At 55.2% G+C, this 14,999-nt stretch carries 13 protein-coding genes; 1 reads left to right on the top strand and 12 read right to left on the bottom strand.

What is annotated here, in order from left to right; all coding sequences use genetic code 11:
• Positions 1–11: 11 nt before the first annotated feature.
• From PW844_RS13385 to PW844_RS13365, 5 genes are all read right to left on the bottom strand, one after another.
• On the bottom strand, positions 12–1,079 hold the full coding sequence (locus tag PW844_RS13385) for an ABC transporter permease (protein WP_299452350.1): 1,068 nt from the start codon (positions 1,077–1,079) through the stop codon (positions 12–14).
• Positions 1,080–1,091: 12 nt separating this feature from the next.
• Positions 1,092–2,624: a sugar ABC transporter ATP-binding protein gene (locus PW844_RS13380; RefSeq protein ID WP_299452348.1), complete on the bottom strand. Its 1,533-nt coding sequence runs from the start codon at positions 2,622–2,624 to the stop codon at positions 1,092–1,094.
• Between the two features lie 10 nt (positions 2,625–2,634).
• Positions 2,635–3,246 (bottom strand): DUF2291 family protein, encoded by a 612-nt coding sequence (locus tag PW844_RS13375; RefSeq protein ID WP_299452346.1) that lies wholly within the window; start codon positions 3,244–3,246, stop codon positions 2,635–2,637.
• Between the two features lie 44 nt (positions 3,247–3,290).
• Positions 3,291–4,226, bottom strand: a complete 936-nt coding sequence (locus PW844_RS13370) for a D-ribose ABC transporter substrate-binding protein (RefSeq protein ID WP_084874010.1) — start codon at positions 4,224–4,226, stop codon at positions 3,291–3,293.
• 66 nt (positions 4,227–4,292) lie between these two features.
• The gene (locus PW844_RS13365; RefSeq protein ID WP_299452337.1) at positions 4,293–5,090 is read right to left on the bottom strand and encodes a GolD/DthD family dehydrogenase; all 798 of its coding nucleotides are present in this window, start codon (positions 5,088–5,090) and stop codon (positions 4,293–4,295) included.
• A 374-nt stretch (positions 5,091–5,464) separates the two neighbouring features.
• Here PW844_RS13365 and PW844_RS13360 point away from each other — a divergent pair, with 374 nt between their 5' ends.
• Positions 5,465–6,286 carry a DeoR/GlpR family DNA-binding transcription regulator gene (locus PW844_RS13360; RefSeq protein WP_299452335.1) on the top strand — a complete coding sequence of 274 codons (822 nt, stop codon included), beginning with the start codon at positions 5,465–5,467 and terminating at the stop codon, positions 6,284–6,286.
• Between the two features lie 64 nt (positions 6,287–6,350).
• Here the strand turns inward: PW844_RS13360 and cheZ are convergent, their stop codons facing one another.
• The 7 genes from cheZ to PW844_RS13325 form a co-directional block, all read right to left on the bottom strand.
• On the bottom strand, positions 6,351–6,992 hold the full coding sequence (gene cheZ, locus PW844_RS13355) for a protein phosphatase CheZ (RefSeq protein ID WP_299452332.1): 642 nt from the start codon (positions 6,990–6,992) through the stop codon (positions 6,351–6,353).
• A gap of 9 nt (positions 6,993–7,001) precedes the next feature.
• Positions 7,002–7,391, bottom strand: a complete 390-nt coding sequence (cheY, locus tag PW844_RS13350; RefSeq protein ID WP_013508787.1) for a chemotaxis response regulator CheY — start codon at positions 7,389–7,391, stop codon at positions 7,002–7,004.
• A gap of 39 nt (positions 7,392–7,430) precedes the next feature.
• The gene (locus tag PW844_RS13345) at positions 7,431–8,480 is read right to left on the bottom strand and encodes a chemotaxis response regulator protein-glutamate methylesterase (protein ID WP_299452328.1); all 1,050 of its coding nucleotides are present in this window, start codon (positions 8,478–8,480) and stop codon (positions 7,431–7,433) included.
• Positions 8,477–9,352: a protein-glutamate O-methyltransferase CheR gene (gene cheR / locus PW844_RS13340; protein ID WP_299452325.1), complete on the bottom strand. Its 876-nt coding sequence runs from the start codon at positions 9,350–9,352 to the stop codon at positions 8,477–8,479. The genes PW844_RS13345 and cheR overlap by 4 nt, the downstream gene beginning before the upstream one ends.
• 106 nt (positions 9,353–9,458) lie before the next feature.
• The gene (locus PW844_RS13335) at positions 9,459–11,135 is read right to left on the bottom strand and encodes a methyl-accepting chemotaxis protein (RefSeq protein WP_299452322.1); all 1,677 of its coding nucleotides are present in this window, start codon (positions 11,133–11,135) and stop codon (positions 9,459–9,461) included.
• 202 nt (positions 11,136–11,337) lie between these two features.
• Positions 11,338–13,008 carry a methyl-accepting chemotaxis protein gene (locus PW844_RS13330; protein ID WP_299452320.1) on the bottom strand — a complete coding sequence of 557 codons (1,671 nt, stop codon included), beginning with the start codon at positions 13,006–13,008 and terminating at the stop codon, positions 11,338–11,340.
• Between the two features lie 193 nt (positions 13,009–13,201).
• Positions 13,202–14,869: a methyl-accepting chemotaxis protein gene (locus tag PW844_RS13325; RefSeq protein ID WP_299452318.1), complete on the bottom strand. Its 1,668-nt coding sequence runs from the start codon at positions 14,867–14,869 to the stop codon at positions 13,202–13,204.
• Positions 14,870–14,999 lie beyond the last annotated feature (130 nt).

Genomic DNA, 14,999 nt, shown 5'->3' with positions numbered 1-14,999 from the left:
ATTGCCTCCTGTTATCCATGAGTGACTTCAGACAGGGCGGCTGATTGCTGCTTTTTTTCGTGTCTGCGCAGCAGCACCACCTTGCTTTGTAATTTTTGCTGGAACTGATCGATAACCACGGCGGTGACAATCACCAGACCTTTGATCACCATCTGCCAGAAATCGCTGACGCCCATCATCACCATGCCATCGGCAAGGAAGACGATAACGAAAGCGCCGATAATCGAGCCAGACACCCGGCCACGTCCGCCCGCCAGCGCCGTGCCGCCCAGCACCGTGGCCCCGATGGCATCCATCTCAAACATGTTGCCAGTCATCGGGTGCGCGGTTTGTAACTGTGATGCCACCACTAACCCCACCAGCGCCGCACACAGACCAGAGAAGGCGTAGACAAACACCTTCACCTTGATGATCGGCACCCCGGCCAGCCGGGCAGCCGATTCATTACCGCCTGTGGCATAGATATAACGACCGAGCGGGGTTTTACGCGTCAGATAGAGGCCGAGCAGCAGGAAACCGACCATCAGCCAGATAGGGATATAGATGCCCAATACGGTGCCCGAACCCAGCAAAGCAAAACCGGTATTACCCAGTTCCGGCATCCCCACCAGGTTGGCGTAAGTGCTGCCATCGTTAAACAGCAGCGCCGAACCGCGTGCGACATACATCATGCCGAGGGTACAGATAAAGGGAGCCACACCCAGCCGTGTCACCACCGCGCCATTGATCAGACCGAGAGCGATACCGAACAACGCCACCAGCAGAATCACCTCCGGGACGTTGAAGAACATCACGTTACCGCCCCACAGCGGCAGTCCATTGGTGAGCAATGCACCGGCCACCATGCCGCAAATCCCGGCCACCGCCCCCACCGACAAATCAATGCCCCCGGTCAGGATCACCAGCGTCATGCCGATGGCCAGTAAGCCGGTGATCGCCACATGTTGTGTCATGATCAGCAGGTTGGAGGTGGTGAGAAAGTTCGGCACCATCAGGCTGAAGAAGCCAATAACGATCAGCAGGGCAATAAACGTGCGCGCCTTCAGCAAATACATATACAGCAGATATTTTTGATTCATTGTTCGCCTCACTTAATCATGCGGTGTCGAAGCGCTAATCAGGGCTTCCCTGGTCGCTTCGCTTCGGGGCAGATCGGCGGTGATACGGCCATCGGCCATCACCAGAATACGGTCAGCCAGTGCCATCACCTCATCCAGCTCGGAAGAAGAGAACATCACCGCCAGCCCACGTTGCGCCAGGTTGCCAATCAGGTGATAGACATCGGTTTTCGCCCCCACGTCAATGCCGCGCGTGGGTTCATCCAGCAGTACCACCTGTGGACCGGTCATCAGCGCTTTGCCCAGCACCACTTTTTGCTGATTCCCGCCGCTGAGTGAGGTGATGGGAAGTTCCGCATCGCTGACTTTAATCGCCAGCTGACTGATCATCTCATCCACCCGGCCCCGCTCCTGCTGCGGATTGAGCATCCGCAACGCACGACGAAAACCGCGCAGGCTGAGTTCAGTAAGGGTCATATTGGCGGTGATCGACATTAGCTGTACCACACCCTCGGTCTGACGATCTTCCGGCACCAGGGTGATGCCTTTTTTCAGCCGCTGCTGAAAGCTTTGTTTGTCGAGGGTGGCACCATTCAGACAGACACTGCCCGACTGACAATGCATCATGCCGATCAGCCCCTTAAACAACTCGGTACGCCCGGCACCGAGCAGACCGTAAATGCCGATAACCTCACCTTTGCGCAATGAAAACGACACATCATTCAGTTTGTAGCCGCCGTTCTGATGTAACGCCGTCAGCCCCGTGACATCGAGCACCGTCTCGCCCTGTGGTGCAGGCTGGTAATCAAAATGTTTTTTCTTGTCCCCGACCATCTGTTCAATGATCCACGGGATAGAGGCATCGCGAACTTCGCGTTCACTGATAAAACGTCCGTCACGGAAGATGGTGATGTGATCACCAATTTCCATCAGTTCCTCCAGCCGGTGCGAGATATAGATGATGGTGACGCCACGCCGCTTCAGTTGGTCAATCACGTTAAACAGCACTTTGACCTCGGACTGGCTCAGGGCGCTGGTAGGTTCATCCATAATGAGTACCCGCGTGTCTTTCGACAGCGCCCGGGCAATTTCCACCAGTTGCTGATGGCCGATGCCCAGCTCCCCCAGCGGAGCATAGGGATCCACATCCAGCTCCAGTCGCTCCAGCAGGGATTTCGCCAACGCATACTGATATTTTTCATTGATCACGCCACGCTGGAAAAACTCGTTGGCGATGAAGATGTTGTCCATCACATTCATATTGGGGAACAGGTTCAGCTCCTGAAAGATGATGCTGATACCATGCTGTTCCGCCTGATGGGTGGAACTGAGCGTGACCGGTGCTCCATCAAGCCAAATCTCACCGGACGAGGGCGTCTCCACCCCCGCCAGCATTTTCATCATGGTGGATTTGCCCGCGCCATTTTCACCAATCAGCACGTTAACCTTGTTGCGGTAGACACGATAGTTAACCTGATCCAGTGCGGTGACGCCGGGATAAATGCGCGAGACATTGCGGGTTTCGATAATCACATCCGGCTGTCCGGCGGGCTGAGGATTGTGCATCGCCATCTCCTTATTGCCGGGTGATTTGCGCCGGGGTGATATCCGGTGCCTGTTGCGGAATATCCCAGCTGCTGAACACGCCAGCCAGCACCACTTTATCGCCGGTTTTCGGTTTAAAGGTCTGCATCATGTTAGACGCCTGTTGATTGATGGCCCGGCCATAGTCACCAAACAACACCTGATCGTTGAAGTCCTGATAGCTGGCCCCTTTGTAAACATCGCGCAGGGCAGTACCGCGAATAATTGGTCCCATCTGCACCGTCACCGTTTCGCCGGACGCATCTTTCACCATCATTTTTCCACTGCGTGAAGTGGTGTTAACGCCGGTGACTTCGCCCTGCACGCTCACACTGAATACGCAGGGATTCTCTTCCTGACTGCGATAACCCAGGGTTTTACAGGCGGTATCAAAATCCTTCGCGGATTGCAGTTCTTTCATCAGTTGCGCCAGCGGCTTCGCGTCATGCGCCACCTGTGGCACCAGCTTTTGTTGCCATGTGCCCGCAATATTTGTCATTTGCGGATTGGGGGGATTCTTCAGGTCGGCCAGCTCCTGCTGCGACACAATGCGGCAGCCGCTGAGGATCACAACAGGAAGCAGCAGCCAGAGTCGTCTGTACATCACATTCTCCCTGGCGCCCGACGCGCGGGCGCACCTGCGTGAAATTAAGATTTGTAGTTAAAATCCTGAACGTTTTTCGCATTTTCCGGGGTGATCAGGATGCCGCGGAACATCACGCGCTGTTTCTCAGGTTTGGTGCCTTTCTGGATATAGTTATCAAGATCGGTCACGCCCTGTGCGGCAATTGCCTGTGCCTGCAACATCACGGTGGCTTTCAGTGATCCCGCCTCGACCGCATCACGTTCGTCGTTGCTGCCATCAATCCCCACCACGGTGACATCATTACGTCCGGCCGCTTTCAGCGCGGCGATTGCCCCCAACGCCACCGGGCCATTGCCACAGATCACCCCTTTCACATCCGGATGCGCTTGCAGGATGCTGTCCATGATGCGTTTGCCATCGATCAGCGTACCTTTGGCATCCTGGCGCGCCACGCTCTGCATATCGGGGTATTGATCGAGGACCTGATGGAAGGATTTGGAACGGGTGACACAGTTATTGTCGGCGAGGTTACAGGTCAGTTCAGCGTATTTGCCCTTCTCACCCATCTTCTCCACAAACACATTGGCCACGTCTGAACCCGCCTGGAAATTGTTGTGGGTGATTTGTTCCAGCGCCACATCGTCAACCGGGATTTCACGGTTAATCAACACCACCGGAATACCGGCATCTTTCGCCTTTTTGATCGCCGCGACGCTGGCGGTGGAATCGGCGTTATCCAGCACGATGCCCTGCACCTTTTTGCCGATGGCCGCATCGATCAGCTCACTCTGTTTCTTCACATCTTCACCGTGCGACAGCACGCTGGTTTTGTAGCCGAGTTCCTGCGCCTTCAGGTTGGCCCCTTTCGCTTCAGAGGCGTAATACGGGTTATCCAGGGAATTCACCAGAATCATAATGGTGCCTTTGTCCGCCGCGAGGCTGACATGCGAAACCAGACAGCTGGCAATGGCGGTTAACAGCAGGGTACGGGTTTTCATGGTGATGTCTCTCATTGTAATTATTACGTTTGCAGGGTTGTCGCCTTCTCTGGTGCGGGCGCGGAACTACCAAATAGTGAAGCCACCGTCGATCATCAGATCGGCGCCGGTGATCATGTCGCTGCCATTGCTGGCGAAGAACAGCACTGCCGCAGCGATTTCATCGGTGTAGGCGAAGCGACCCAGCGGAATCAGGGTTTTCATTTGTTCCCCCTTCTCGCCACGCCAGGCTTTTTCACCCATGGGGGTCAACACCACCGTCGGCGACAGGGTGTTGACGTTAATACGATATGGCGCAAACTCTTTCGCCATCACTTTGGTCATACCCAGCAGCCCGGCCTTGGCCGAGGTGTAGGCCACATGGTTATCGATAGCAATAGACGCAGCTTGTGAGGCGATGTTAATAATCTTGCCGCCCTGACCGGCGCGGATCATGCGTCTGGCTGCCGCCTGCGAGCAGAGAAAAGGCCCGGTGAGATTGACGGCAATTTGCTTCTGCCATTCGGCAAACTCGGTTTCCAGCACCGGTTGCAGCATCACGTAACCGGCGCAGTTCACCAGGATATCGAGATGGCCGTAATGCTGTTCAACGCGGGAGAAAGCCTCCTCCACCGATTGCGGATCGGTGACATCACAGCAGACCAACAACACGCGCTCAGCATCAAACTGGCTGCTGACGCTGGCGACTTTGTCGCTTTCGAAGGGAGGATAAAGCAGCGCCAGGCGGGCACCTTTTTCCAGCAGCATCTGGTTACTGGCCATGGCGATCCCACCGAGTCCCCCCGTCACCACCGCGACTTTACCGGTCAGGTCCTGGTCTGAATTCACGCCGTAGCGCAGATTTACATCATATTCCCCACTCATCCTTACTCTCCCTGGTTGTCAGTCGATAGCTCTGGTTATGGCTGGTCAGCGGATGACACTCGCCACTCATTTTCGAACAAAAATATAAGCTATCGTTTGTTAATGGTTTGTGGGTGAGATCAAATTTCATACAAATTACCAGAATAATTTTTATCTTAATGTATTTATTGATATTTATAAAATAACGCGAAAATCAGCATGGATAAAAATGCTGCTTTGTCATTGTGAAATCAATTCCATATCGATTTTATATTTTCGTTCGAAAATCAATGTTTGTATGAGTCACCTCGCAAATCCTCTGTGCGCAGAGTAAAATCAGCTCGGGTTTCTTTTCGCAACGATCAGACCGTGATTGGAAAAAGGGAGAGTTTCGATTGAAAAGTAAAACTGAGCAGCTGGCCGACATGCAGCAGCGCCGTGAGAAAATACTTGAGATGATCCGTGAAGACGGCACGGTCACGGTAAAAGCGCTGACAGAAACCTTTGGCTTAACGGAAGCGACGATTCGTACCGACCTGCGCATGTTGCAGAAGGCCGGGCATGTGCAGCGTTATCATGGGGGGGCCACCCTGATGACCGGTAAGCAAAATACCGGTGCATTGTTGCTGGAACGTCAAACGCATCTGGACGAAAAGGAAGCAATTGGTCGACTTGCCGCGCAGTATGTTGAGAACGGTGATACGGTGATTTTCGATTCCGGCACCACCACTACGGCGATTGCCGAAGCGATTGGCCATATCCGCCGTCTGTCAGTGATCACCACAGCGGTAAACATTGCGTTGAAACTGGGAGGGGAGCCGGGGATCAATATCCTGCTGACCGGAGGGACGTTTAAGTTTCCCACGCTGTCGACGTCGGGAGAAAAAGCCGCCTCGTTTTTTGAGAACGTGCTGGCCGAAAAGCTGTTTCTGGCGACGGCTTGTATCTCTCCTCGTCTGGGTTTAAGTTTCCCCAGCGAGACCGACATCAAGGTGAAGATGGCGATGATTCAGTCAGCCAGTACCGTGTTCGTGGTGGCCGACTCGAGTAAAATTGATAAGGTTTCGATGTTCGCCCTGCCCTGCGACTGGAGCCATATTCACTATCTGATTACCGATAGCGGCATTACGGCCGCGCAAATCACTGCCTTTGAAGCGCTGGGTGTGCAGGTGCTGGTTGCCCCGCCACTGGCCGTGGCGCAGCGTCGGGCGATGTGATCCAGGTACGCATGAATGCGTACCCTACGAATGTAGGGTCGCCATTCATGGCGACCTGGCAACATTAAAACCCTAAACTATCCAGCAAATCATCGACCTGGTCCTGGTTCGCCACCACACCCGGTGCATCGGTGTGAATCTGCGGTCCATTCAGCAGGCTGTTGCTTTGCTTACGCTGCTCGGCACTCACTTCTGGCATGTTTTCCAGCAACACCATCAACAGCTGGCGTTCAATTTCCTGGATAACATCCATCATGCGCTTAATCACCTGCCCCGTCAGATCCTGGAAGTCCTGCGCCATCATGATTTCCAGCAGCTGCTTGTTGGTAAACGCGGTGTGCTCCGGTACGGCGGTGAGGAATTCGCGCGTATCCGAAACCAACTCGCGAGCATCCGCCAGCTCAATCGGGTTTTCAAACCAGGCATCCCAGCGGCCTTTCAGCTGGTTAGCGCCGGCTTCCATTTTGTCCTGGTGCGGCTGCGCCGCTTCAACGCAGTTCAGCGCACGATCTGCCGCCTGTGCCGTCATCTGCACCACATAATCCAGACGATCGCGCGCATCAGGAATCGCTTCCGCCGCTTCAGCAATCGCCTGATCCAGCCCCAGCTCACGCAGGCTGTCACGCAGCATGCGCGTCAGCGAGCCGATGCGGGCAATGATATCCTGTGCCGAGACTTCTTCTGTTGGTTTCGGAAGGTCGCTCATCACATCTCCTTACATACCCAGTTTTTCGAAGATCTTGCCTAATTTTTCTTCCAGTGTGGCCGCGGTAAACGGCTTCACTACGTATCCGCTGGCTCCGGCCTGCGCCGCCGCGATGATGTTTTCTTTCTTCGCTTCTGCGGTTACCATCAGCACCGGCAGTTTGCCCAGCGTGGCATCGGCACGAATGGTTTGCAGCAGTTCCAGACCGTCCATGTTGGGCATGTTCCAGTCAGAAATTACAAAATCAAAGCCGCCTGCGCGCAGTTTGGTCAGCGCATCCGCGCCGTCTTCTGCTTCTTCAACGTTATTGAATCCCAGCTCTTTTAGCAGGTTGCGGACGATACGACGCATCGTATTGAAGTCGTCCACCACCAAAAAGCGCATATTTTTATCAGCCATATCTACTCCTGTGTTGTCTTGCCCGGCAGGACGGGCCTGTTAAATTCGCAATGCCTGTCCGGCGCTAATTTTTGCCAGCATGTGCTGGCTGATGTGGCCTAAATCAACCACTTCACTGGCTCCGCCGAGGGCAATTGCCTCTCGCGGCATACCAAATACCACGCAGCTGGCTTCATCCTGGGCGATGGTCCAGGCACCGGCACGATGCATTTCCAGCATCCCCGCCGCACCGTCGTTACCCATCCCGGTCAGAATCACTCCCACTGCATTTCGTCCAGCGTTAACCGCTACCGATCGGAACAGCACATCCACCGAGGGTTTGTGCCGATTAACCGGCGGTCCGTCGTTCAGTTTCACCACATAGTTGGCACCGCTACGCCCCAGCTCCATATGCATCGCGCCTGGCGCGATATAGGCATGGCCGGGCAGAATGCGCTCGCCATCCTCCGCTTCTTTCACGGTAATCTGGCACAGCTTGTTCAGCCGTTCGGCAAAGGAACGGGTAAAGCCTGGTGGCATATGCTGGGTGATCAGCAGCGCCGGGCTGGTAGCCGGTAACGGTTGAAGGACATGACGAATCGCTTCGGTGCCACCGGTAGACGAACCAATGGCGATCAACTTTTCACTACTCAGCAGCGGTACCGCTTTCAGCGTGACGGGTGGCGGCGTTGCCGCGCGGGCATGCAATTTGGCACGCGCCGCCGCACGGATTTTGTCGGCAATCATCTGGCTATAGGCCAGCATTCCCTCACGGATACCCAACTGCGGTTTGGTGACAAAATCCACTGCGCCCAGCTCCAGCGCACGCAGCGTGATTTCTGAGCCTTTACCGGTCAGTGATGACACCATCACCACCGGCATTGGCCGCAGACGCATCAGCTTTTCGAGAAAATCGAGGCCGTCCATGCGCGGCATTTCCACATCCAGCGTCAGCACTTGCGGGTTGTACTGCTTGATTAGGTCACGTGCCACCAGCGGGTCCGGCGCAGTCGCGACCATCTCCATATCGGGATGGCTGTTGATGATTTCTGTCATCAACTGCCGCATCAGCGCAGAGTCATCCACGCACATCACGGTGATTTTGCTCATCGTCTTTCCTTGGTCAGTCCATAGACTGTCTGTCCACGCAGCCAGAACTCTTTACTGATCTGGCTGAAGTTCTCTGAATGCCCGGCAAACAACACACCGCCCGGCTTCAGCAGGGGAACAAACCGGCGCAGGATTTGCTCCTGCGTCTCTTTATCGAAATAGATCATCACGTTGCGACAGAAAATCGCATCAAACGGCCCCGGCAGCGACCAGTCATTGGCCAGCAAATTCAGCTGCGCATAACTCACCTGACTGGACAATTCAGAACGTACCCGCACCATGCCTTCATGTGGACCCGTGCCGCGCAGGAAAAAGCGCTGTAGCTGTGATTGCGACAGTGTGCGCAGTTCCTCCTGGCGATAAACGCCCGCCACCGCTTTTTCCAGTACCTGGGTATCAATATCGCTGGCATGGACCTGGTATTTCCCCGGCCCGGTGCCCAGCGTTTCCGCCAGCGTCATGGCGATAGAGTAAGGTTCCTCACCGGTTGACGCGGCAGCACACCACACGTTGTAGCTGCCACTGCGCTTACGTGCATGGTCGGCTAAAATCGGGAAATGATGCGCCTCACGGAAAAACGAGGTCAGGTTAGTGGTCAGTGCATTAATAAATGCCTGCCACTCGGCGCTGTTCGGATCCTGCTCCAGCAGACCCAGATAGCGGCCAAAATCATCAATATTCAGCATGCGTAGCCGACGTACCAGACGGTTATAAACCATCTCGCGTTTGTGGTCGGCCAGCACGATACCGGCACGCTGATAGATCAACTGGCTGATACGACGAAAATGCGCATCGGAAAGCGGCAGACGCTGTACCATTTGCGTCAGCAGCGATGTCGCTTCATTTTGATCCAATAACGTCGATTTCTTCATCTCAGGTCACCCGGCAACAAACTGATTAAATTATGGTTACTGCGGTTGCTACTGTGCTGCCAGTGCGCACCCAGGTATGTGGGCCGTGTTGCCACGGCCTCAGGGCTTAAAAGGTTTCCCAGTTATCGTCAGCGCGGACGCCCGCCGGTTGAGCCAGTGCTTTTGGCGCCGCCGGATGCAATAATTTTGGCGCTGTAGATACGTTAACGGCCTGGGCGACAAATTCTTTACCAATATTGAACACCGCGACCGACTGTTTCAGTCGGCTGGCCTGATCTTCCAGCGCGGCAGCTGCGGTGGCAGACTCTTCCACCAGTGCGGCGTTCTGCTGTGTCACGCGGTCCATTTCGTTAACCGCCAGACCCACCTGGTCAATCCCGCGGCTCTGCTCATCCGACGCCGAGGCAATCTCGCCCATAATGTCCGTCACCCGCGTGACCGCGTTGACGATATTGGTCATGGTCTCGCCTGCACTCTCCACCAGCACCGAACCGGTGTTGACGCGGTTTACCGAGTCCTCGATCAGCCCTTTAATTTCTTTCGCTGCCTGGGCGCTGCGCTGTGCCAGGCTGCGCACTTCACCGGCCACCACCGCAAAACCACGACCCTGTTCACCGGCGCGCGCGGCTTCGACGGCGGCGTTCAGTGCCAGGATATTGGTCTGGAAGGCAATGCCGTCGATCACGCTGGTGATATCAGCGATTTTCTTCGAGCTACCGGCAATTTCTTTCATGGTGGTGACCACGCCATCCACCACTTTGCCGCCCTGCTGCGCGGTGTCGGAGGCAGTCAGCGCCAGCTGGGAAGCCTGACGGGCGTTTTCGGCATTCTGTTTCACCGTGGCGGTCAGCTGCTCCATGCTGGCTGCGGTCTCTTCCAGCGAAGCCGCCTGTTGTTCAGTACGTGAGGAGAGATCGTTGTTGCCCATGGCGATTTCGCTGGCACCGGTATAGATGGCGTCAGAGCCATCACGCACGATGCGTACGGTACGTGCCAGTTCCTGCTGCATATGTTGCAGCGAGCTGAGCAGATCACCCATTTCGTTAGTGACGCTGACCTCAACCTGCTGCGTCAGATCACCACGCGCAATATGGCGAATATGTTCGATACTCTGCTTCAGTGGGCGAATCAGTGCCGCACGCATGCCACTCCAGACCAGCGCGATCAAGACCAGAGTGACCGCCAGCAGGGCGACAATCAGCCAGACGGACTTGTGATACGCCGCCAGGTTGTCATCAATACCGCGCTGCGCGAGGATTTTGTTGTAACCCAGCCACGCGTTGTAATCCTTTTCAAATTTGTCCTGGAAGCCCTGAGTCGGCTGGTCGACAAAGCCTTTGAAATTACCGACGCTGAGAAAATCAATCAGTTCCGCCAGTGCACCGTGGAACGCGTTGTAGTTGGCCTGTAACGTCAGCACGTTTTCTGCCGTTTTGCCTTTTTCTGACAGATTGGCGTTAAATTCGGCAAAGCCCTGATCGGCCGCCTTCAGTTCCTCGCTAGCCAGCGCAACCAGTTCTTTCACCGTTGCGCCCGATCCCGCCTGCTGGCTATCCAGCAGATAACGGATTCCGGCACGGTTCAGCGTGTTACGCGCCTGAACCAGAGAAACCCATGAGGTGCCCATCGCCCGTTGCAGAGTGACGAGGCGCTGGTTATAAGCAAAATTGTCCTTATCGGCTTTCACCGTTTGAAAAAACATCCCTCCGGAAAACAGCTGCAGCAAGGCAAACAACACCAGCACGCACAGCAGGCCGGAAACGACACGAATACGACTAAACATAAACACCTCATTGGTTGGCGGATCGCTTCTGTTATCGGCGTGTGAAGTGTGATCTTTATGTTGAAAGGAAGGGGTTGGACCAGCTGTGACAATTGTGCCGCTACCCTGCGGTGCGATTTGTAGCGGCGCAATTTATTGCGCGGGTTTTAAAAGACGCGCGATAAATCACGCCGCTACGGTAAGGCGTCAGTGGGTGATGGTGTTAAAACGTTTCCCAGTTGCTGTCGCTGACCGGTACGGTCACCGCTTTACGTGGCATATCGGGTACTTTCGGTGCAATCTGCGGATGGCGCGTCATCATGGTCGCTTCCTGCGCACGCGGAATCTTAAACACCGATACCGACTGGCTCAGGCGGCTGGCCTGATCTTCCAGTGAAGCCGCAGCGGCCGCAGATTCTTCCACCAGCGAGGCGTTCTGTTGTGTCACGCGATCCATCTCGGTCACCGCCTGGCCGACCTGATCGATACCACGGCTCTGCTCATCGGATGCCGAGGCAATCTCGCCCATAATGTCCGTCACCCGCGTGACCGCGTTGACGATATCGCTCATGGTTTCCCCTGCCGTCCCTACCAGCGCCGAGCCGGTATTGACGCGATTCACCGAGTCCTCGATCAATCCTTTGATTTCCTTCGCCGCCTGCGCGCTGCGCTGTGCCAGGCTGCGCACCTCACCGGCCACCACGGCAAAACCACGCCCCTGTTCACCGGCGCGCGCCGCTTCCACCGCAGCGTTCAGCGCCAGGATGTTGGTCTGGAAGGCAATGCCGTCGATCACGCTAATAATATCGGCAATTTTCTTCGAACTGCCGGCGATGTCATGCATGGTACGCACCACACCATCCACCACACTGCCGCCTTTCTGCGCGGTTTCTGATGCGCTGAGCGCCAGCTGCGAAGCCTGACGGGCATTTTCGGCGTTCTGTTTCACCGTGGCCGTCAGCTGTTCCATGCTGGCAGCGGTCTGCTCCAGCGAAGCAGCCTGTTCTTCGGTGCGGGCAGAGAGATCGTTATTTCCGGCGGAGATTTCGCTGGCACCGGTGAAGATGGCATCAGAACCGTCACGCACGTTGCTGACGGTACGCACCAGCGACTGCTGCATTTCCTGTAAACCTTCTGCCAGCTGGCTCATTTCGTTGCGTCCTTCCACCTGAATCGGCTGCGTCAGATCGCCGGAGGCAATGTGGCGGATATGCGACAGCAGCTGTTGCAGCGGCAGGATCAGCACCGAACGTAAACCAAACCAGCAGCCAATAATCACGGCAATCACCAGCAGTGCCACCGTTGCCAGCAGCCACATCATAGTGTCGAACGCGCGCTGATTCTGCTCTGCCCCGGCTGCCGCCAGCTCGCTCTGTTTGGTACGCCAGACCTCATACGAGGCTTTCATCTTCACCTGTTTAGCTTCGATGTTTTGCGCGAACATGCCTTGCAAATCATCCGCTTTTAACCGCTCCAGCATCGCTTTCAGGCCGTCGTTATAGGCCGCGTAGTCCGCCTCCAGCCGATCGCGCAGTTCCACCGGAAAACCGGGCGTTGCGGGCAGATTGTAATAACGCTGGAAATAGCCTGACGCCGCATCAAGTTGTTTTTCCGTTTGCGCGATAAGCGCACTGAGCTGGCCGCCATTGGTCTGCGCAGCCATACTTCCCTGCATACGTAACATCGCGCGGTTCAGCACCGTGCGTGTCTGGTTAAGTTCAATCCAGGCATCACTCATCGCCGCAACGTTGTCGGTGGACACCTGTGCGACAGCAAATGCCTCCTTATCTTTTTGTAAAGCAGACCAGAACAGCCCGCCAGAAATTAACTGCAAAGCACCAAATACCAGCAACACGGCAATCAGGCTGGTGACTACATTGATTCGTTTTAACATGGGTTCCCCAAAAAGGTGTTTTCGGCTCCCCTGTTATCGACCGCGCCGCTGAATTTCTGAGGATGTTTAAGCCACTTTACAAAGTAAAATCCTGCCTTTTATTCTTGTGGCAGAGTTTTATAATTAAAAAAATTAACATTAAAAAAAATGCGCCTTTAAAAGGCGCATGAAGTTAACACGAATGACAACAACGTCAGAACGTTTCCCAGTTGCTGTCGCTCACCGGGGCCGTCACGGCTTTACGTGGTACATCGGCGACTTTCGGCGCAATCTGCGGATGGCGCGTCACGGCCGGAGCAACCTGGGTGCGGGGGATCTTAAACACCGATACCGACTGGCTTAAACGGCTGGCCTGATCTTCCAGTGAAGCCGCAGCGGCCGCAGATTCTTCCACCAGCGAGGCGTTCTGTTGTGTCACGCGATCCATCTCGGTCACCGCCTGGCCGACCTGATCGATACCACGGCTCTGCTCATCGGATGCCGAGGCAATCTCGCCCATAATGTCCGTCACCCGCGTGACCGCGTTGACGATATCGCTCATGGTTTCCCCTGCCGTCCCTACCAGCGCCGAGCCGGTATTGACGCGATTCACCGAGTCCTCGATCAATCCTTTGATTTCCTTCGCCGCCTGCGCGCTGCGCTGTGCCAGGCTGCGCACCTCACCGGCCACCACGGCAAAACCACGACCCTGTTCACCGGCGCGCGCCGCTTCCACCGCGGCGTTCAGTGCCAGGATGTTGGTCTGGAAGGCAATGCCGTCGATCACGCTGGTGATATCGGCAATTTTCTTCGAACTGCCGGCGATGTCATGCATGGTACGCACCACACCATCCACCACACTGCCGCCTTTCTGCGCGGTTTCTGATGCGCTGAGCGCCAGCTGCGAAGCCTGACGGGCGTTTTCGGCGTTCTGTTTCACCGTGGCCGTCAGCTGTTCCATGCTGGCAGCGGTCTGCTCCAGCGAGGCAGCCTGTTCTTCGGTGCGGGCAGAGAGATCGTTATTTCCGGCGGAGATTTCGCTGGCACCGGTGAAGATGGCATCAGAACCGTCACGCACATTGCTGACGGTACGCACCAGCGACTGCTGCATTTCGTGCAGATTGGTCGCCAGCTGGCTCATTTCGTTACGCCCTTCAATCACGATGGTCTGCGTCAGATCACCCTGTGCGATGTGCTGGATATGTTTGATGTTGCTGTTAAGCGGGTTAATCAGCACTTTGCGCAGACCAAACCAGCACAACACAATCACAGCCACGACGACCGCCATCACTACCCCCAGCAGCCACAGCATATGGTTATAGGCGGCGAGGTTGGCCGTGACACCGGCTTCGGTCAGGCGGTCCTGATCGGCACGCCACTGGGTGTAATCCTCCAGAAATGCGCTCTGCGAAGGGGCAACAGGCAGTTTACCGGCACCTTCAATATCGTTGGCTTGCAACGCATCCTGCATCTGGTTTAACGCCTTGTTGTAGGCACTAAAGGTGTCATCCAGATGTTTATTGAGTTGCGCATCCTGACCGGGGGTATCCGGAATGCTTTTAAACAATGAGTAGAAATCCGCTGCCTTACTCTGAAAGTTCTTGCTCTGCTCAAACATGCTGGCGAGATCGGCGGTCTCACCCGAAAGTTTGCTATTGGCAATACGCAGCATGACACGCGTCAGCAACACGCGGCTTTGGTTAAGACTCATATAAGCGTCGTTGATCGCCGCAGTATTTTTGCTTGCCAGTTGTGCAACATTAAAACTGCTTTTGTCATTGCTTAGCGCTTTGAAAAACAGCGAGCCAGAAGCCAGCTGCAAAAAACCAAATATCAACAGCACCAGTAATAAACTGGTGACAACACGGATTTTCGTAAACATACCTTGCCCTGAAAAGTGAAAAAATGCAGTGGATTTATCGGCCAGAGGGTGGCGAAATTGAGAGCAAAAAGTGAATTAATTGCAAACTTGATGTTGATTTATAAGGAATTATTTCTATCAGAAATGATAA

The sequence above is a fragment of the Pantoea sp. genome (assembly GCF_028283705.1).
GTDB lineage: Bacteria > Pseudomonadota > Gammaproteobacteria > Enterobacterales > Enterobacteriaceae > Pantoea.
The sequence above is the reverse complement of the archived record's forward strand: the minus strand, read 5'-3'. Positions and strand labels throughout refer to the sequence as shown.